Below are 19,202 nucleotides of genomic sequence, written 5' to 3' on the forward strand. Positions count from 1 at the left end.
ACTTGACGTTAAAATCCTGTCGTCAGGGTTAAGGCTAATCCGGAATCGGGCGCAGCATCACCGTCAATACGCTGCCGCCAGTCCACAAAAACACGAGCACGGCTGCCCCCAATTGGCAGATCGAAACTGGCGCGGGGTCCAACATCAAGGCGTGACGTCCCTTTTTGTCCCCCTGTCCATAACCCTCCGCCTACCGAGATTCTGGTGCCGGAACCTGCCAGTATATTTTTCTGTAGCGTTGCAGAGCCATCGAAAAAATAGGACGCCGCAGGCCCAAATTTATAGCCTGCCTGTCCGTAAGTTTCGAGCTGCACCCCGCCGGCAATCTCTTGAGGGCCGAAACCACCAGCCAGATAAGCGGCTGTACCGCGATTATCACCATTGGCAAAACCCAACCGGTGCTCTGCATAGAGCGCCACCGGAATTGTCGATGCTGGCTTGATCCGGACACCTAGTGCGGCTTCTTCCTGCCCGGAAGAGTGGATGGCCGAGGTCACTCTGCCAAACACAGTTGCGCCGCGATCTGATTGGCCGGTAAGTCGGTAGGTCAATATTGCGCCCAGCTGACTCCCTCCATATTGTGCACCAAATTGGCTGCCTGCAAACTGGCCGAGGGTTGGGAAGCCACTGTTTGCGGTGCCATCGTCATGTGGGCGGGCAAATAGCCAAAAATAGCCCGATAACCTTTTTGTTTCCGAATACTTGCGCTCAAGATTTGCTGTTACAGCCCCCAACCGGTCACCCTTGCTAGCGCGATAATCAATAACCTGCACCTTCGTGGCATCCACCAACACGAAAGAAGTGGCCAAGATTTTCACGGGTTCCGAACTCATGGTGGTAATTGTGGCTAATGAAGTTGACAGTTTGGAGGGAGCCGGGCCTGCATATATCTGATGTGGATATTCTACAATCGTCCTACCAAAGGACCGTATGTGACGGTTTTCAGAGGCAGTCAGGTTTTTGCTTTGTACTTTTGTGAATGACCCAAGCGGGATTGGAACCAGTTCATCCACCATCATAGCAGCTTGGCCGACGGGCGGAACAATTGCAGGCATCATGTTTTCCCAAATAATCCGACCGAGTATCCAACAAACCAAAATAACAAGTAGCGCTTTTAGCGGAGCGCCATTTTGATCGCTTCCCTTATCCGAATAGGCATTTTCTGGATAGTTGCCCTCGGTCATTCTCTACTGGACTGCGTTGCCGTTTTCAGTTGTTGGATTTCGCTAAGTTCAGGATAAAAATGACTGGTTTTATCCCAACGAATTGGCGTTCCGGAGAGACTCCCGATATATTGTGCCAGTGCTAGCCTTGCCGCCATTATGTTGATGATGTTGGCAACCAGCGTTCGGGGGACAGATAATAGTGCTTCTCGAAAGCCATATAATGAGAATACGAAATAGCTTTTGATTGCCAATCGCCAAGCTAGAAAAATTACGTTTGCCGAAAGCATAATCTTCAGCGACGTCGAAATCGGCTGCATCTGGTAAAAACCGGCAGCGCTGCAAATCCAGAGCAATCCCGTTAAAACGATAGCTGCATAGGCGAGCGCCAGTATGATTGCAGCGAAACTGGCTTTGCGATCTCGTAAACGCATCCAGTTTTCTCGCCAGCATGACTTCCATCCCAGCCGATCCCAACCCATCAGCGCAATTCCGGCCATCCATCTTGCCTTTTGGCGCACTGCATCGTCCAAATTGTCGGGGAAGAATTCTTGTGTAGCTACCAATTGACCCTGACGATCTTTCAGTCGTGCAAAAATCCCGCGTCCACCTGCGCCGGTCAACTTCAATCCAAGCTCGTAATCTTCGGTCATGCTGGCTGCATCAAACGGCTTGCCGCGCGTCCGGATGGAAACTCTGGCCAGCGCGCTTCGGGCAAATGCGCAACCGACACCGGCAGATGGCAAAGATACGCCTAGCGCCTCACGCAATACCATTTGCTTGGCGTGTAACTCAGCAAATTCGTCTCCGTAATGGCCCGCGATCCAGCGGGATTTAAGAGCGCGCCTTGGGATGACAGGTATCTGCACCAATGAAGCGCGTCCAGTGAGATGGCCGAACAATTTCAGAGCTTCAGGATGGACGATATCCTCAGCATCATGCAAAATAATCGCACCATAAGTTTTAGACTCGACAATCTCGTCCTTACACAGAGCCTTCCACAAGCGGTTCAGACAATCAGCTTTTGATGTTGGCCCATGTTCTTCACAAACCACCAATCTCACTTTATCGGAACCGCCAACTGCCGCCGCGACTGCCGCAATCGTTGCTGGATCATTGGGGTAACAGCCCACGTAAATCCGGTAATATGTATAAGTCCATTGACGGAGACAGCGCTGGAGCATCGCGCCGATAACATCTGCTTCTTGCCAGGCCGGCACGAAAACCGCCAAAGCTTCGCTTTTACTTGAGAACGTCAATGATTCTACCGTCGCGCGCTGATGCTTCGGATAGACAAATAATTTTCGCTTCAGCTTATGGCCGATCCACAGTGCGTCGAATATCGTATCATCGATGGAACCAAGGAGGAAACAGATGCTGGCAAAGAACAGTAATTCTTTATGCAAACCATCCAGAAAAAGCAGAGCAAATTCGATCATCATCAGGCGCACTCCAGCAAATACTGGAGTGGCATCCCCAATATCTGGTTTAGTTTATGTTGTTGAGAGCAAGCGAAGCAGGCAGCCGGAGCGGCCTAACCGGATGGAATATGGTTTATCTCATCTGGCCGGACATATTCATTGGTACCAATCGCCAAGGCCAACAGCATTGGATAAGCCCAAAACCCAGCCCCGGTTGCAAAAGCCCATGGCGTGATTTCAGGAGCCACCATCATCGCCACATGAATCGTAACGGCGAGTAAGTGAAATGCGGTCGCCCATATTGGCCAAAAACGATCGGAGCGGATCATCACATAGATCAGTGCAAGCAAAGCGAGCAAATCAACACCCAGTATTCCATATTCCCTGTGAGACCAGGCGGTCCCGAAAACTCTGGCGACTATTCCGGTTGCGACAGACCCAGCAAACATGATCGCCGCACCAATATATTCCTCCCGGTGCCCGCGTTTGATGGCGTATCCACAAACAATGATGAGGAATCCATAGTAGAAAAATGGCAGATATTGGGAAGAAATCATGTTCTATATCCAAAGCTTCAAGAATAGTCTTACAGCGCTCAGTACACACCTGGCCAGCGGGCGTTTCCTATGCTGCTTCAGTCACCAAAGCCACAACAGGTTCATTCCCGTGTCTTGCATGCAGCGGCGGCTTGCCGTTATCACTACCCATCCCCATTTCCCGCGAGCCAATTTGGTCTCGCGCAACGGCCAGACAATTATGCGTTGCGACAATCTCGCTTCGCGCCGGTATAAGCGCCGTTAAAGTCTGGCCGGCTTGCAACACGGCATCTTGCCCGACGACGGCTGAAAGATTGGCATTCTTCCGGGTAACTGGCATAAAGCCTTCTAAATCCGCCATTTTCTGAATTGCGACATCAATTGCACTTTCCGTTTCAAAGAGTCTGTCGGTCAGTTGCTGTGCGGCGACTCTGCGTTGTTTAAGCATGATTGGTCCTTTCGCGGGAATCGATGATTCCACGTTTTTTTTGACAATATTTAATGGATCGGAAGCACCGTAGCTGTCGAGGGAATTACCCTGCCAGCCGGGACAATGCTTCCAGCCCCGCTAGTAGCCCGCCAAATGAGATTGCAGAACCGATTGCGAAAACGATGACCCATCCCAGTCGTTCGACTGAACCCAGTTCATTTTTCTCGCCGCGGTAGCGCGGAAAAGGAAGCCGGTAGTTTCTGGTCTGTGGTTTTTCAAATACGAGCGCGGCTGCGCCATTTTCGACATTTGAAGCACCAGCAATCAGATTATTCTCGATTTCCTTTGCCAGATTGGCTGACCCGCCCAAAATGGATGATTCTCGGGTTTTCTCAACATCCGGTGATTGATATATCAACGGTTGATAGGGTTCTGCACCTTCATATTCTGCAAATTTTCGTGCCGCTTCGAAGCGGGTGTTGCATTCCAAAATACGGAGCGATTCGCGCAGTCGCTGGTCTACAGTATGTGGAGATATATCAAGTTCCCGGCCAATTTCCTTCGAATTCAAGTGGGCAAGAACCAGTCGCAGACAATGCCGCTGGCCGTCATTAAGTTTATCAAAACTATCTTTGACCATTTTGAATAATATCGCGCAGCAAATTTGCATACAGTTGAATGGCGCGACAATTTCGCGGCAAACCACCTCCATATCGCAAGCTTGCTATAACTGGCAGAATCGCTCCTGCAGCGATTGATATTCCCCCATTATTTGTAATCACAAATCAATATTCCCCAAAGGCCCACAGACTATCGATGTCGATACCCCTAGCAGAAAGATGTAAAATCGGGAAACTGAATTGCAAATTCGTGCTGAATTGGAAATGGCAGCGTTGCGAGGAAAATCGAAAAATGGAAATTCTCTGCAATGGATGCTGGACTTGCTTATCCGATCACGCCATCACGCTAGAAATCGGGTGAGGATTTTATATGAGCGCATCGCAAGCTGAAACAGCTCCGCTAACCAATACTGGCCAACCTTTTGGGACCAGTGGTTACCGCAACTATGTGCTTATATCTCTTACCGTCCTTTACACATTGAATTTTATCGATCGTATCCTGATCGGCGTCGTTGCCCAGCCGATCATTGAAGAATTCAAATTGCAGGATTGGCAATTCGGCCTGCTATCCGGCTTCGGTTTTGCGCTCATGTATACACTCATGGGAATCCCGATTGCACGACTAGCCGAACATATGAATCGGGTACGAATTATTGCGGCAAGTGTTATTCTATGGTCGTTAATGACAGCATTATGCGGCATCGCCGGCAGTTTTCTGGCGTTGTTGGTGTTCCGGATCGGCGTTGGGATTGGCGAAGCAGGGCTAACGCCTGCGGCAAATTCGATTATCGCGGACTATTATCCACCGCGCAGCAGGGCAAGAGCCATTGCGATCTATACGATGGGCATTACATTGGGCGGCGTGCTGGCCAATGCATTTGGCGGACCAATAACCGAGTGGTTTTCATGGCGGGAAGCTTTCTTGGCGCTGGGCATTCCTGGCGTCTTTTTCGGGCTCGTATTTCTTTGGACCGTCAAGGAGCCGCCCCGCGGCTATGCCGATCCGCCGACAGCAACCAAGGTTGAAAAAGCAAATCTCGCGCAGACGATCAAAGAAGTTTCTGCCAAGCGGAGTTTTTGGATCAATATGTTCGCTGCCTCTCTGGTTGCCTTTGTAGGTTATGGCATCAGCAACTTTCAGGTTGCATTCTTCCAGCGCGCACATGGCATGTCGATCTCCGATGTTGCGCTACAAATTGCTGTCCCTCTTGGTTTGGCGGCCTCACTGGGTGCATTTGCGACGGGATATATGACAGAAAAACTGAGCGAAAAATATCCCAACGCAGTGGCCTGGCTGCCCGGCGTGATGTTGATCGCGTGTGTGCCGCTATACTGGATAGGCTTCACAACCGAAAGCGTTCCGTTTGCGCTTGTCGTGTTAATCGTCGGCGCATTTCTTCATTACAGTTATCTCGGTGCCCAATATACGATCTGTCAAGGTGTCGCCAGCGCCAGGTCTCGGGCGACAGCGGTGGCGCTTTTCCTGTTTGTGGTAAATCTCATCGGCTACGGTTTGGGGCCTTTATTCATGGGCCTGGTGAGCGACATATTGATGCAAAGCAACCTGGCAGCGTCCCAATTCGGGGGTGAACTTACCGGCGCAATTTGCAAGGGCAAGCCAGAGGAATTGATCACAGCGTTGGGACAAGCCAAAGCCGCTGCTTGCATGACCGCCAGTGCAGAAGGCTTAAGATGGGCGATAATTTATATCGTATCGATATTCTTGGTAGCTGGCGCAATGTACATCTACGCCTGCAAAACCTTGCAGCAAGATCTTGTCGCCAAAATGAACTGAGAGCGAGATGGCGCGGCCCGAACCCTGGCAACTGGACCCGGATAATTATCCGGTATCGCTGCTCACACCTACGCGGTTTCAGGATATTGATCCGAACCGGCATCTCAACAATGTCGCTTTCGCCTCGATGTTTGAAAATGCCCGGGTTCGCCTGAACCGCAACCTGCGTCCTTGGGCGGACCGACCAAAAAACGAACGCAGCATGATCGCATCCGTAACGATCAATTATCTGCGCGAAGGGCTGTTTCCTGATGATGTGACCGTCTGCTCGGGCGTCAGTCATATCGGCACATCAAGCTATGTTATTTCCCAAGCGATGTTCCAGAACGGCAAATGTCTCGCGACCTGCGATGGCGTCATCGTCTGCCGCACCGATGGCGAAGGCAAGCCGTTGCGTAAAGAAGTGGTTGCGGCACTCGAAGCGATGCGGACGACAAGTTAGTCCACAAAATTCGGGGCACGTTTCTGCATGAAAGCATAGACCGCCTCGACTTGATTGGGTGTCCGGCTGACCTTGTCCTGACCTTCGGATTCCATCATCAGGATTGCATCTTCGTTCATATCGGGCAGCTTGTTGATCAGCGCCTTGGCGAGCTGCACCGCTTGCGGGTGCTTGCTGGCAATCTCGGTTGCTATCTCCATCGCCTTGGCATGGGGGTCATCCGACAGGTGCGTCACAAAGCCAAGTTCCTTGCCTTCTTCGCCGGAAAATATCCGATTGGTATAGGTGAGCTCGCGCAAAATATCATCGCGAACAAAGCTGCGCCATGTGGTGTAGCTGCCCATGTCCGGGATCAGCCCCCAGCGCATTTCCATGATCGACATTTTCGCATCCGGCGCAACGACACGAATGTCTGCGGCGCTGGCAAATTGCAGGCCGCCGCCGATGCAAGGCCCGTGAACCGCCGCGATGACGGGTGCTTTTAGCTTTCGCCATAGTAGCACAATATGCTGAAACTTATTGGCATTGCCGTGGGTGCGTTCCACGAGAGTTTTGGTCAACGGGGATTTATCACCATCACCGTCATCCGATGCTGCAGCAGCGGAGGCCGCAAAATTTGCCATATCCAGACCCGCGCAAAAGGCTTTACCTTCGCCGGACAGGACGATCGCACGGATGCCTTCCATTGCTGAGAGTTTTTCACCAGCCTCGACAATTGCATCGATTTGGTCGCCATCAAGAGCGTTCATTTTCTCCGGGCGGTTGAACCGGACATCGGCAATGTGGTTTTCCACCTTGATGGTGACGCGTTCTGACATTTTTTGCTTCCTTTTAAATTTTCGTCATTGCGAGCATAGCGAAGCAATCCAGAGCGTCGCTCGTAACAACTCTGGATTGCCGCGTCACTGCGCTCCTCGCAATGACGGCGGGTTTCTCACCCCTGTTTAATCGCCCAGTTAACAAGCGGCAACTGGTCATTTCCAAAATACATGCGCTCGCCACCTTCAAACGGCACAAATATACTCGGCGACCCATAAGCACCGCGCGCAATCGCTTCCTCGGTATTGGCGCGCAACCGGTCCTTGATCGCCTGATCCTGCGTTTGCGCCGCCAGCGCCTGCCCATCCAGACCCTCTTCATTGGCAATGGCAATTAGCACAGCGGGATCATCGAGATTGCGCTGGTCGGAATAATAGGCATTGAACGCAGCGGTTGCGAATTTGTGTAGCGCGGCCTGATCATCCTCCAGCGCGCAACACACCCGCATCGCATGGACCGACTTCACCGGATGATGCTCGCTCGGAAAGTTCATCGGCACCCCGGCCAGCTTCGCCCAATCCTTGAGCACGCGAAAGCTGTGCACAAATTTGATATTGTCCGGATTTTCGCGGGCGGCGTAAACCGTCTGGTTCACCGCGTTAAACACCCCGCCAACCAGGAAAGCCCGCCAGACAATCTCCGCGTCATTCTCCGCAATGATCGGCTGGACATTGTGAAACGCCAGCCGGGTCCAGGGCGATGAAAGATCGAAGAAAAATTCTATTTTTTTGGTCATGTGTTATCCTTTGGCGTCATTGCGAGGAGGCCCTAACTTGTTTCGCGGCGACGCGGCAATCCAGAACGGTTGTGAGCGACGCTCTGGATTGCCGCGCTACGCTCGCAATGACGATGCAATATACGGTTGTCGAACTCTACCTTCATTTCAAACTTGCCAAAATTGCCACCCGGATTGCGCCGTTTACTGTGCGCGATCTCGGTGGCCAGCGCAGACTATGACACAGGGTCAAGCAAGGTCACACCCCCTAAAGCAAAAGTTTTTCCGGCTCCTGCAGGAAATTTTATTACAAAGTTTAGGAAGTTTAGCCCTGTACGTGCGCGCACCCGCGCGCGTTGCAAGAAGCGTTACCAACATTTGATCCGACATCGGGAAGCGCGTGAAAACGGAGAGTTTGGATGGTTCATGCGGCGACCATGGCATGGATTGCGGGATGTAGGACAGAGGTTTTTAAACTAAAATGTCTTGATCGCAAGAACTATGGAATCTGACCGGGGAAGGCGGTTTCATTTCGCAAGCGGACGCTGGCTTTGGCGGTGTTTGAAGGCAACAATTGGGTGGATTCCAGTCCGTCTGCTTTCGAGCAGTAAACGCGGCCTTGATCATTGTCTAATCCGACGTGAGCCATAATTTGCTTACTCGGAATCACATCGAGTCTTGATATTAAGCCTCGCTGATTCTAGCCGTTAACCATGCAAGTTGATCGGCCTATTGTAACCAATCCATAGTTTCTTTCGAATTGACGGCTAGAATCTCATCGAGGCAGGAAAATGAACCAAAGCGATAAAATTCAAGAAATTTCGGAAACTCTTTGTAAAATACTATCTCAGCTGGATGAGTTGCAACAGCCCATTGCAGCGATCAAAGTTGCTGAAGCAATAAGCGCTTTGTCCGAAAGCGATTCAGAAGGCAAATGGGCACAAGATGCCTAGTTCATTTGAAAATTGCTCTAAAATGCGTTGAGTGCAATCAGGGCATCGCTGATTATAGAATGCCCCTGTTTCGTCAGGCGCAAGTGACTATCGAAATGGCCTGCCTTGTGCGGCGGCCTGAATATGTAGCCTTTACTCTCAAGTATATTCAAATAACGAAGTGCAGTGGTTTCTGGGAGTGATATCCGACTGGAAATGTCCGCAACAGATAAATTCGTATCTTCATCAGTCGCGATGACCAGCTGGATCAAGATTTTCCACACCGGCTCACCCAAAACTGACAGTTCATCCCCCAAAATTTTTGCCTTGATTTGATGGAATCGCTCAACTCGTTTGGCAATTAATGCCAGATCTAATTTAGATTTTTCCCGAATTCGATGGCTTGCCAGCTTTTTCGAATTTCGCTCCATGCCAGCAATATATTCAACTAGATGTTGGGTTGCGTCCTCAGTCGGAGCGCGGCCCAATTCGTCTGGTTCATCTTGCAGGAAATCTTTGTCTAGCACGATTTAACCTCACATTTTGTTGGGTCTATTCTTTTGCGAAAATTGGTAATATGAGTGCTTTCAACCTTTGAATTAGCGAGGTGCCGTGAAGCCCCAACACCCCGCTAATCACTAGCAGTTTCCAAAAATGCCGATGCATTGATGGTAACTGTCAAATTGCGACCCGAGTTAACTTCGAGATTTATTTTTCCTAAGACAGATCGATTATTCCGTCCAATTTTGTTATCTTATATACGTCCTTCAATTTTGGTTATATAAAGTAGAGAATATCGAACTGCGTGCCGTCATGAATAATAATACAATGAGATCATGGAATGGATGGTAAAAAAAGCCTTCGAGCATTCAATCTTAGTGTCTGACCGAAAACTAAGTTGAGTGGTATCAGCGGTTTAGCTTGACGCATTCCCAGGTCATTGATTCAACGCAAGTGACAAAACTTCGCAAAGGACCGATGATGTGGACTGATACCACCCGCATGCAACATGCCCGCAAAGAGCAGCGTTTGCCAAGTGATTTAACCGATGGGGAATGGGCTTTGCTTGAACCGTTTCTGCCCCGCCCTTGTCATGTTGGCCGCCCGCGCAAATGGCCGATGCGGCGGATCGTTGAGGCAATGCTGTATATGCTGCGCGGCGGCCTGCCTTGGCGGATGATGCCACCGGGCTTTCCCCCAGCAACCACGGTGCAGCACTATTTTTACCTCTGGCGCGACGATGGCACATGGGCGCGGATCAACCATTACCTGATCCAGGATGCGCGAATAGCGCAAGGCAGTGAAGCCTCGCCCAGCGCTGGTGTCATCGATAGCCAGCGGTCAAAACGACAGAAAGCGGCGGGATACGCGGCTATGACGCGGGCAAGAAGACCAAAGGCAGAAAGCGCCATATCATTACCGATACCAATGGCTTTCTGGTTCATGCCGTCATCCACAGCGCCGACATACAAGACCGCGATGGCGCGCCGCTTGTGCTCGCCAACATCCGTTCCACCTTCCCGTGGCTGCGTCATGTCTTCGCCGATGGCGGCTATGCAGGCGACAAGCTCAGAAAGGCACTGACAAAAATCGGCGACTGGACCATCGAGATTATCAAACGGTCAGATCGCGCAAAAGGCTTCATCGTTCTCCCCCGCCGATGGGTCGTCGAACGCACTTTCGCATGGTTGAACCGCAACCGCCGCCTTGCCAAGGACTTCGAGCAATCTATCGCTTCGGCAACGGCATGGATCTTCATGGCCTCCGTCCAACTCCTCACGAGACGTATCGCAAGATAATGATATTAAATAGAATAATTATCGGTCAGACTCTTAACTCGCTTCCTATTCTACGAGAAATACTCAGGCACGGTAGCGTTGGTAAAGCTGCAACAGCGCTGGGCGTTTCACAGCCTGCGTTAAGCGCAGCATTGAAGCAACTCCGACTTCATTTTGATGATGAACTCGTTATTCGGTCAAAAGGCTCAATGAAACTTACACCAAGAGCCGAAAGCATATTGTCTCCACTTGAGGATGCGCTTTCTACTCTACACGACATAATAGCACCCATCGAGGAAAGTCCATTGCGGCAGCAGACTGTGTTAAAAATTGCCACCAATGATCATATCATGGCGACATTGGGTGGTCCGCTTAGCAAATTGTTAATGGGGGAGGATCTCGATATATTGCCGCAATTCCTTAGTGCAGGCGGGCACTCTGCTCAACAGCTAGTTAGTGGAGAAATTGATTACGTTATCGCGCCCAAGTTCGTTATTTTAAGTAGCGGTGTCAACGTGAGTGCTTTGAAGTTGATCAACTCTGAACTCTTATTTTCGGAAGATTTGATTGGGGTTGGACATAAAGACGAAGGCGCATTGTTGAGAAATCTTTCAGAGGAAGATTATCTCAACTACCCTCACGCCAGCTTTGAAATCGACGCCGATAAGAATATCTCAATGGAACAGGCATTTCTAGTTGCTAATAACTTTGTGCAGAATGATATCATCCGTTTTTCCAGCTATGCTGCATTGCCCTCCGCGATCACCCAGACACACTGCATAGCTCTCGTGCCAAGAAGTTTTGCCAAGATGCTAGAAGCTTTGATTACAATTGAGGTTTTCAAACCACCTATTGAGTTTCCACCAATTGAATGGACATTGATCTGGCATCGCCGAAACGACGATATTGACCGACATGTCCAATTTCGAACAATTTTGAAGAGTTGCTCGCTTCATGTGGCAGGCAGCATCAACCGAAGTGACGATAGTAGAGCCTGACTTGAATCCCAGAATATCATGCGTGCAGGTGAGATTATTGACTGATTGCGCGGTGGCAACGAACGATCAATTGTTCGAATTTACGCCATATACGCCGGTTTCCGTTTACTTCATTTCCACATTCTTACATGCTGCACATAAATTGTGAGTCCGCCCGGATTTAATTTGTCACAAGCCATGATCGATAAAAACAGGGGCGCCGCACCGCTAGCTGCCTTGGTAGTGAGGGGATGCTATGTGGCCTGCGTGCGGAGATATACACTCAGCCATCTCTAGTGCAGTTTGCAGTTGGCGATCCGGGCCAGTCAGTAGAGCCCATTATGGGCTGCGTCGCAAAAAAAGCCGGAGAATATCGGCTAAATTGACGGCTCCGAATAACACAATAATTAAAGCAGCGTGCGGGATTAAGATCCCCCTAGGGAACGTTTTGGATGGCATTAATGCTTCAGCCGAAGCTATTGGCGTCTGGTGTTGCCAGCGTTAGTTTCCAATGCTACTATTCAAAAAAAAGGTCGAAGCGAAATCGTGGTCTCCACAAACGAGAATAATGGGCCAATTGGTGCCGAGGATGATGGTGTTCAAAACATCATCGAAAAATTGAAAATTTTACTAATCAAGCTCGATGAAACGCAAGGTTGTGAGATTGCAGCGTTGCGCGTTGACGAAGCGATCTTAATATTGTCAGAGCGTATCGTTCCCTCTACCTAACTTTGAGCAAAAAATGCGCTTGCGTCTTGAGATTTCATTTCTTGCGAGGATGTATCTACGCTTTCAGAAATAATTTGTTCCACTTTCAACGTTCCAAGTGCCGTAAGTTCCAAATGTCGACCCAGCCCACTTTGAGCCTTTGCGGAAATTTCTACATAACCTTCCGCTTCTAAAACCGCGATGAATCTCTTGGTCAATGACTCAGGCAAAAACATCGCTTGTGCTAGATCATGTCCCGAAAAATCAGCATTCTCAATCTTCATAAGATAAATCTCGCTGAGGATCTGAAATATCACATTGCCGAGATCGGTATAAGGCTCCCCAACACATCCCGTTTGATTTGCTCTATTTCCCGCAAACGGATAAGTTCGGACCTTATTTGTTCCAGATTTTTCATCGCTTGATTTCTCAACTTATTTCTACTTGTTTGTTAAGTTTCCGATAAATGCTCCCAGCATTTCTGCGGTTTCTTCATTTGTTTTTTCTGCATCCATTTCCGGATTTTCAAGCAGCATCGTGTGAACACCAAACATGGCTTGAATTACAATTCGAACCCGAATTATTATCAATTCTGGGTCTATTTCCGGTAGGATTTTTGATAACCACTCGGCACATGATTTACTCACGTTCTGCATTGTGAATAGTGGGTTATCACGTGTTTGCTTCATACCTCTCAAAGTAGCGTATATCCGTTCTGCATTGGGTTGCTTGAGGCTGTGTTCATGGAGAGCGTTTAACAACGCAGCAATTTGAACAGGTGGAAAAGGGAATGCATCTTGGGTTTGCATCCATTTGTATATAATCACATCTTGCTCAGCTGACAGCCGATTACCAAGTTCTTCAACGACCTCGTATTTGTTTGAAAAATAATGGTAGAGAGCAGGCGGCGTAAGACCAGCCCGCTCACAGATGAGGTTGGTCGTGAGTTTATCAAAACCAACTTCTGCTAGTAATTGGCCCGCCGTATCGAGAAATAGATTGCGCGTTTTTACTGCGCGTTCCTGCAATGGCTTTTTCAACATGTTTGAATTGTTGTCAGTAAATTTGATAGATCATGCCCCCATGTTCCGGTCGATAGATGTAGACGCTTAGTGATAACTACATTTTAGTCAACACTATAATTTGTAATTTGCAAGTGGCTCGAACGCGACACTCGCTAAATCAATATTGGCAAGTTTAGGTAAGATAATAAGTTGTTCAATCGTTGCACGCCGCATCAAACTTGAGTTGAACTTCCGTTCTCAGGCAATTCAAGTTAACGTCTCAATGGCCGCTGTTGGGGCGGAAGTTGACTGGCTGCTGTTGAATTTGTCGTGTCTCCTGTTGCGCTCGAAACGATAGCTAGCCTTTTTGCCTTCCTCACCCCCAATACGGAAACGAACTTCCGCTCTTCTACCCCTTCCCCAAAAACTTCTTGATGCTCCGCGCCGCCTGCCGGATGCGCTGTTCATTCTCGACCAGCGCCAGCCGCACATAGCCTTCACCTTCATCGCCAAAGCCAGTGCCGGGCGCTACTGCGACCCCTGCCTTGGCAATGAGTTGCTTGGAAAATTCCATTGAGCCCAGTTTCTTAAATTGTTCAGGGATCGGTGCCCATGCGAACATGCTGGCTTCTGGAGACGGAATATCCCATCCGGCGCGGCCAAAGCTTTCGACCATGACATCGCGGCGGTGTTTATAGAGAGCGCGGTTGTCGGCGATAATATCCTGCGGGCCGTTGAGCGCTGCTGTTGCCGCGACCTGAATGGGCGTGAATGCGCCGTAATCGAGATAGCTTTTCACCCGGGTCAGCGCGCCGATCAGTTTCTGGTTACCCACCGCAAAGCCCATCCGCCAGCCGGGCATGGAATAGGTTTTCGACATGCTGGTAAATTCGACGACACAATCCTTCGCACCGTCAATTTGCAGCATCGAAGGTGTCGGCGTTTCGCCGAAATATATCTCGGCATAGGCCAGATCACTGATCACCCACAGCTTATGTTCTTTCGCGAAATCGACGACCTTTTGGTAGAAATCGAGATCGGCAACATAGGCGGTCGGGTTGCTCGGATAACCCATGACCAGCACCGAAGGCTTGGGCACGGTATAGCTCATCGCATATTCGAGCCGGGTGAAGAAATCCGGTCCGGGCGCGGCCGGGATCGAACGGATCGCGGCACCGGCAATGATAAACCCGAAGGTATGAATCGGGTAGGATGGGTTGGGCGCAAGTACGACATCGCCGGGCGCCGTGATGGCTTGAGCGAGATTGGCGAGCCCCTCTTTGGAACCGAGCGTAACAATCACCTCGCTGTCCATATCGAGATCGACGTTAAAACGGCGCTTGTAATAAGCCGCCTGCGCCTTGCGGAGACCCTTGATACCCTTCGAGGCGCTGTAGCGATGCGCCGTCGGATTGTTCGCAACCTCCGACAGCTTGTCGATCACATGCTGCGCGGGCATTCCGTCCGGATTGCCCATTCCGAGATCAATAATATCTTCACCACGCGCTCGCGCTTCCGCCTTCATCGCGTTCACTTCAGCGAATACGTAAGGCGGCAGGCGTTTAATGCGGTAAAATTCTTCGGACATTATCGGTCGTTTCTAGCGTTAAGTTATAAGGGACGAACGCTTTGCGAAATTTTAGTTCGAATGTCGAGAGTTACTGTGCTCCAACGAAGGCCGGGAAAGGCTAGCCCAGCTTATTCGCGCCTCTTAGAACCGTCTGGCTTTTCTCGCCGCTCAGAGCGATTGATTTCTGCCGGATAGTGTCAAGAAAATGCCATGTCGAGGTGGCTTTTTCGGGCGTTAGCGAGACGGTCATATAACCGCGATGCTCGGTATCGGCCCATTGCAGCTGATTGTTGGTTTCAATCACCGCCTTGGCCACTGTAGCGGGGGCAACACCGGCAGTATAAGCCTCAAAGCCCGGTGAGGTGACGCTTTGTCCGGCAAATTCCACCCCAGCTGCACCATCTGCGGTTTGCAGATCGAAGGCCCATGCATTGTGACTATCGCCTGACAGCACGACCAGATTAGCGTCTGCTTCCTGCGCGCCTTTCAAAAGCCGCTCGCGGGCCTGCGGATAGCCATCCCAACTGTCAAAATTCAGTGGCAGGCCGGTGCGGGCTGCCAGCGCCCCGATGGCCACACGTGCTTTTGCAATGGCGGGCGCATCGGCTGCCACCCAGCTCGCAGCATCCTGCGGCAGATGAAGCTCGCCCATAACGCACTGTTGCGCCATCACTTGCCATTTCGTGCCATTCGCCACCGATTTTTTCATGGCTTCGCCCAGCCATTTTTCCTGCGCCGCGCCGAGCATTTGCCGCGAGGGATCCTGCCACTCGCCGTCACGAAACTCTTTGAGGGCCCCTGCGATATCCGCTTTGCCTTTCAGCGCCGCTTCCAGTTCAGCCGGTTTATCGCGCCCGCCAATCCGGCTTTCGGTGAGGAACAAAGTCGCCAAATCACCGATTTCATATTTGGCATAAAGTGGATCGGCAGCTGCGCGATCAGAAACCGGCATCCATTCCCGGTACACCTGCTCGGCCACCCGTTTGCGGACCTCCCAGTCGCCTTCGGTTTCGGGAGAGTGGTTTTCTGCGCCGTCTTTATAAGCATCATTGGCAAATTCATGGTCATCCCACATCGCAATCATCGGCAGCACCTGATGCAGGCGCTGGAGATCCGGGTCCTTGCGATAGGCAGCATAGCGCAGGCGGTAATCGGCCAGTTGAATTATTTCGTGCGCGGGGCCCGGGACACGACCCGCGATTTCCGATTTCTTTGGCGGATAGATACCCGGTCCATATTCATAAAGATAATCACCCGTATGGACGACCAGATCGAGACCATTATTCTGCGCGGCATGGGCATAGGCATTGAAATAGCCGAACGGCATATTGGAACAACCGACCACGCCGATGTTGAATTTTTCCGTCTTGCCTTCGGGCAAAGTGCGGGTGCGGCCGACGGCTGACTTGCTGCCATCGGGCGCGACAAAACGAAAGAAATACCATTGGTTCGGCTGCAAATCGTCGACCACAAATTTCGCCGTAAAATCCCGCGCGGCTGATACCGCAACCTCGCCAACCGGATCAGCAGCAGTGAAGTCTGCATCGGCGGATATTTCAACCGCCAGCTTCGCGCCTTCTGCGCCCGTATATCGGGTCCACAGCAGCACGGAGTTTTGGGAAGGTTCACCGCTGGCAACGCCGTGCGAGAAACCCTTGCCACCAGATATCGCGGAAGCCGCCGATGTCGATACGCTTGCCGCGACGGCACCAAGGCCAAATGTGCCCAGCTGAATCAGCAGGCGGCGATCAATATTGATGGTCATATTTTGTTACCCCAAGACGCCGAGCGCCAGTAATATCAGGAAGAAGATTATGATGCTTATAATCGTAAACACAAACAGAAATATGACACGTATAATCGCTTCCGGCCGAGATAATTGATAAGCGTGCCGCAGCTGCCTATACATGTGTATCGGTGGATAAAATACCAACAAACTCGCCCAGAGCCCTTCGGTCACGCCAACGGCTGCCAGAATCGCGCAAAATATAAACAGCAATGACATGAATGCTATGGAATATGTCGCAAAAACCGAATGATCATAGAAATGAAAGCCACGACGGCCAATCATCGTCAACCAAACAAACGGTACTGAAATCGGGATCAGCAACCAGGCAAATTTATAGCCATTAGCTTTTAACTTGTAGAGCAACAAATCCGGGTTGGAAGTTACATTTTTTACGGCGTCGCGGAGCCATTTGTCGGCCTCGGGTGAACCCGTACTGATCCGGCTGGTATCGGTCAGGACATTGCCATCCTGAATATCTTTCATGCCCGCCTGAATTTGTTCCAGTTCCTCATCACTGTAGTTGCCGATCTGTGTATCGCCATCGGACAATGAGATTTCCGGAAACGGGGCGTCTTCGCCAGTCAACGTCGCCAGAATATTGCGACCCTTTTTGAGATCGAGAATGTCATTTTCCAGCTTTACCCGATTGTCGCCAGTGGCTTGCGGCAATTGCGCCGTCTTGGCCTTGATCTTGCCGTCGATTTCCTCTGCCTGCGCAACAATTCCGCTATCAATGCCCTTGTCGATGATTTCATCACCTCCGGATGAAAACGGATCGCCCACGAATGAAAACACCGCGAACATCATGAACACGGAAAAAAGAAACAGCGCCATCGGCGATATAAACCGCGCCCGCTCGCCATGTATGTAACGCCGGGTCAGATCGCCCGGCTTCCATGCCAGCAACGGCAAAGTCCGCCAGAACTTGCCCTCAAAATGGAGCACGCCGTGCAATATGTCATGCCACAAAGCACCTATGGAGCGGTGGACATGCAATGGCTGCCCGCAATTGCTGCAATATTTTCCGAGCACCGGAGTCTCACAGTTCAGGCAGTTTCCTGCAACGTCGCCTTCGGCGCGGATAGCGTTCCCTTCATCGTCAACTGCCTTGGCCACAAGTCCGCCTTCAATCGCAGTTCCGATGGCTTCAAAATCATCCGACATTTAAATAGTGTTGGCGATTTGAAACGTAAAGGCAAGTTGCATTATCGCTAATTTTATGTAATAATATATCATTATACAGCGGAGTATTTGACAACCAGGAAGAGAATATATGCAAGGCAGCAGATCGCACACGCGGCGCTATAGTTTCCGGCACATCGCTACAACACAAGCACCGACCCGGCCGATGTCAGAGCTCAACATAACACCGCTTATTGATGTGCTGCTCGTTCTTCTGGTTATGCTAATGCTCTCCATACCCATCGCTACCCACAAAGTGGAAATAGACCTGCCGAAAGCAGGCTCCCCCAATGGCGAACCGCCGACCATCAACCGGTTACGGCTCAATGCCAACGGGCAAACCATTTGGAATGGTAAACCGCTCGGCGGAATAGAACTTAAAACACAGCTCGTTGCCATGGCGCGCGATCCCAATAGGCCGCAGCTCCATTTCGAAACAGATGCCCGCGCGCGTTACGAAGAATTTGATCATCTGATTGCGACAGTCAAGCGCTCGGGTGTTCGGGAGATCGGCTTTATCGGCAATCACGCGTTTGAACGATGGGATCAAAATTAACCGGCAATCACTCTTGCTGCTTTGACAGAAAAGGGAGCGGGTGACATGAAGGCTCCCATCGATGAGGAGAGCCAAATGATCACCGCTGCCCTGTTTGATTTTCTGCGCGATCTTGACAAAAACAACAACCGCGAGTGGTTCAAATCACAAAAGGCGCGATATGAAGCCGACGTAGTGGACCCGGTCACCGAATTTATCGCCAACATGGTCGAGCGGGTTCACAGGATCAGCCCGCATATAGTCGTCGATCCACGCCCTAACGGCGGCTCACGCTTCCGGATTTACCGCGACACGCGCTTTTCCAAGGACAAAAGCCCTTACAAGACGCATGTCGGATGCCAGTTTCGTCATGAAGCTGGCAAGGACGCCCATGCGCCCGGCTTCTATGTCCACCTTGGTCCAGGTGAAGTGTTTTTTGGAGGCGGCGTATGGGGCCCGCAGGGAGATGCTTTACGCGCCATTCGCCAGCGTATTGTCGATAAACCAGCCCGCTGGGAAGAGGCGGTGGATGGGCTCGACCTGCGCGGCGATCAACTGGCCCGCGCACCCAAAGGTTTTGACCCCGAACATCCGCTGATCGAAGACCTGCGCCGCAAAAGCTTTTTTTCAATGCAGGATGCGGACAAGAAACTGGCAACGTCGGCCAAGTTTGAGGACGCGGTGGAGAAGCAATTCGAGAAAGTCGCGCCGCTGATGAGTTTCGTCGCCGATGCTTTGGGTGTTGAATTTTGAGGCATGGCAAATGCGCACAAGGCTGAGCATATG

22 protein-coding genes are annotated in these 19,202 nt (G+C 50.8%); 9 read left to right on the top strand and 13 right to left on the bottom strand.

The genetic code is table 11. The annotated features are described in order from the left end of the window. Nucleotides 1–8: 8 nt before the first annotated feature. From HF685_RS08230 to HF685_RS08250, 5 genes are all read right to left on the bottom strand, one after another. Nucleotides 9–833: a hypothetical protein gene (locus HF685_RS08230; RefSeq protein WP_168819194.1), complete on the bottom strand. Its 825-nt coding sequence runs from the start codon at nt 831–833 to the stop codon at nt 9–11. Between the two features lie 347 nt (nt 834–1,180). After that, nucleotides 1,181–2,605, bottom strand: a complete 1,425-nt coding sequence (locus HF685_RS08235) for a glycosyl transferase family protein (RefSeq protein WP_168819196.1) — start codon at nt 2,603–2,605, stop codon at nt 1,181–1,183. A gap of 92 nt (nt 2,606–2,697) precedes the next feature. Beyond that, nucleotides 2,698–3,141, bottom strand: coding sequence for a hypothetical protein (locus tag HF685_RS08240; protein ID WP_168819198.1), 444 nt, complete (start codon nt 3,139–3,141; stop codon nt 2,698–2,700). 67 nt (nt 3,142–3,208) lie between these two features. After that, nucleotides 3,209–3,568 (bottom strand): hypothetical protein, encoded by a 360-nt coding sequence (locus tag HF685_RS08245; protein ID WP_168819200.1) that lies wholly within the window; start codon nt 3,566–3,568, stop codon nt 3,209–3,211. A gap of 85 nt (nt 3,569–3,653) precedes the next feature. After that, complete coding sequence (locus HF685_RS08250) at nt 3,654–4,190, bottom strand: helix-turn-helix transcriptional regulator (RefSeq protein WP_168819202.1); 537 nt, start codon at nt 4,188–4,190, stop codon at nt 3,654–3,656. 350 nt (nt 4,191–4,540) lie between these two features. Between HF685_RS08250 and HF685_RS08255 the strand changes: the two genes are divergently transcribed. Both HF685_RS08255 and HF685_RS08260 read left to right on the top strand, forming a co-directional pair. After that, nucleotides 4,541–5,965 carry a spinster family MFS transporter gene (locus tag HF685_RS08255; protein ID WP_168819204.1) on the top strand — a complete coding sequence of 475 codons (1,425 nt, stop codon included), beginning with the start codon at nt 4,541–4,543 and terminating at the stop codon, nt 5,963–5,965. Nucleotides 5,966–5,972: 7 nt separating this feature from the next. After that, on the top strand, nt 5,973–6,407 hold the full coding sequence (locus HF685_RS08260) for an acyl-CoA thioesterase (protein WP_168819206.1): 435 nt from the start codon (nt 5,973–5,975) through the stop codon (nt 6,405–6,407). Here HF685_RS08260 and HF685_RS08265 read toward each other — a convergent pair. Both HF685_RS08265 and HF685_RS08270 read right to left on the bottom strand, forming a co-directional pair. After that, the gene (locus tag HF685_RS08265; RefSeq protein ID WP_168819208.1) at nt 6,404–7,225 is read right to left on the bottom strand and encodes a crotonase/enoyl-CoA hydratase family protein; all 822 of its coding nucleotides are present in this window, start codon (nt 7,223–7,225) and stop codon (nt 6,404–6,406) included. The genes HF685_RS08260 and HF685_RS08265 overlap by 4 nt on opposite strands. A gap of 116 nt (nt 7,226–7,341) precedes the next feature. After that, nucleotides 7,342–7,962, bottom strand: a complete 621-nt coding sequence (locus HF685_RS08270; protein WP_168819210.1) for a 2-hydroxychromene-2-carboxylate isomerase — start codon at nt 7,960–7,962, stop codon at nt 7,342–7,344. A gap of 71 nt (nt 7,963–8,033) precedes the next feature. On the opposite strand from HF685_RS08270, the gene HF685_RS08275 reads away from it, so the two are divergent. After that, nucleotides 8,034–8,183: a hypothetical protein gene (locus HF685_RS08275; RefSeq protein ID WP_168819212.1), complete on the top strand. Its 150-nt coding sequence runs from the start codon at nt 8,034–8,036 to the stop codon at nt 8,181–8,183. Nucleotides 8,184–8,732: 549 nt separating this feature from the next. After that, a complete protein-coding gene (locus HF685_RS08280; protein WP_168819214.1) occupies nt 8,733–8,894 on the top strand; it encodes a hypothetical protein in 162 nt (53 codons plus the stop codon). Between the two features lie 17 nt (nt 8,895–8,911). Here the strand turns inward: HF685_RS08280 and HF685_RS08285 are convergent, their stop codons facing one another. Further along, nucleotides 8,912–9,400 carry a helix-turn-helix domain-containing protein gene (locus HF685_RS08285; RefSeq protein WP_168819216.1) on the bottom strand — a complete coding sequence of 163 codons (489 nt, stop codon included), beginning with the start codon at nt 9,398–9,400 and terminating at the stop codon, nt 8,912–8,914. Nucleotides 9,401–9,851: 451 nt separating this feature from the next. Between HF685_RS08285 and HF685_RS08290 the strand changes: the two genes are divergently transcribed. The 3 genes from HF685_RS08290 to HF685_RS08300 all read left to right on the top strand — a co-directional run bounded on the left by HF685_RS08290 (nt 9,852) and on the right by HF685_RS08300 (nt 12,357). Continuing rightward, a protein-coding gene (locus tag HF685_RS08290) for an IS5 family transposase (RefSeq protein WP_168819218.1) occupies nt 9,852–10,672 on the top strand; the annotation gives its coding sequence in 2 pieces (ribosomal slippage) (nt 9,852–10,212 and nt 10,212–10,672; 822 coding nt in all). After that, nucleotides 10,558–11,649, top strand: coding sequence for a LysR family transcriptional regulator (locus tag HF685_RS08295; protein WP_246218551.1), 1,092 nt, complete (start codon nt 10,558–10,560; stop codon nt 11,647–11,649). Before HF685_RS08290 ends, HF685_RS08295 begins: the two co-directional genes overlap by 115 nt. Before the next feature lie 468 nt (nt 11,650–12,117). Further along, on the top strand, nt 12,118–12,357 hold the full coding sequence (locus HF685_RS08300) for a hypothetical protein (RefSeq protein WP_168819223.1): 240 nt from the start codon (nt 12,118–12,120) through the stop codon (nt 12,355–12,357). Here HF685_RS08300 and HF685_RS08305 read toward each other — a convergent pair. From HF685_RS08305 to HF685_RS08325, 5 genes are all read right to left on the bottom strand, one after another. Then, complete coding sequence (locus HF685_RS08305) at nt 12,354–12,620, bottom strand: hypothetical protein (protein ID WP_211051068.1); 267 nt, start codon at nt 12,618–12,620, stop codon at nt 12,354–12,356. The genes HF685_RS08300 and HF685_RS08305 overlap by 4 nt on opposite strands. A 156-nt stretch (nt 12,621–12,776) precedes the next feature. After that, nucleotides 12,777–13,379, bottom strand: coding sequence for a TetR/AcrR family transcriptional regulator (locus tag HF685_RS08310; protein ID WP_168819227.1), 603 nt, complete (start codon nt 13,377–13,379; stop codon nt 12,777–12,779). 370 nt (nt 13,380–13,749) lie between these two features. Further along, nucleotides 13,750–14,928, bottom strand: coding sequence for an LL-diaminopimelate aminotransferase (locus tag HF685_RS08315; protein ID WP_168819229.1), 1,179 nt, complete (start codon nt 14,926–14,928; stop codon nt 13,750–13,752). A gap of 100 nt (nt 14,929–15,028) precedes the next feature. Beyond that, the gene (locus tag HF685_RS08320; RefSeq protein WP_168819231.1) at nt 15,029–16,675 is read right to left on the bottom strand and encodes an alkaline phosphatase D family protein; all 1,647 of its coding nucleotides are present in this window, start codon (nt 16,673–16,675) and stop codon (nt 15,029–15,031) included. Nucleotides 16,676–16,681: 6 nt separating this feature from the next. Beyond that, nucleotides 16,682–17,863, bottom strand: coding sequence for a DUF3667 domain-containing protein (locus HF685_RS08325; RefSeq protein WP_168819233.1), 1,182 nt, complete (start codon nt 17,861–17,863; stop codon nt 16,682–16,684). A 184-nt stretch (nt 17,864–18,047) separates the two neighbouring features. Here HF685_RS08325 and HF685_RS08330 point away from each other — a divergent pair, with 184 nt between their 5' ends. Continuing rightward, on the top strand, nt 18,048–18,437 hold the full coding sequence (locus HF685_RS08330) for an ExbD/TolR family protein (protein WP_211051071.1): 390 nt from the start codon (nt 18,048–18,050) through the stop codon (nt 18,435–18,437). A 45-nt stretch (nt 18,438–18,482) separates the two neighbouring features. Continuing rightward, the gene (locus tag HF685_RS08335) at nt 18,483–19,169 is read left to right on the top strand and encodes a DUF2461 domain-containing protein (protein WP_211051073.1); all 687 of its coding nucleotides are present in this window, start codon (nt 18,483–18,485) and stop codon (nt 19,167–19,169) included. The last annotated feature ends 33 nt before the right edge of the window (nt 19,170–19,202 follow it).

The organism is Parasphingorhabdus halotolerans (assembly GCF_012516475.1).
In the GTDB taxonomy this organism is placed as follows: domain Bacteria; phylum Pseudomonadota; class Alphaproteobacteria; order Sphingomonadales; family Sphingomonadaceae; genus Parasphingorhabdus; species Parasphingorhabdus halotolerans.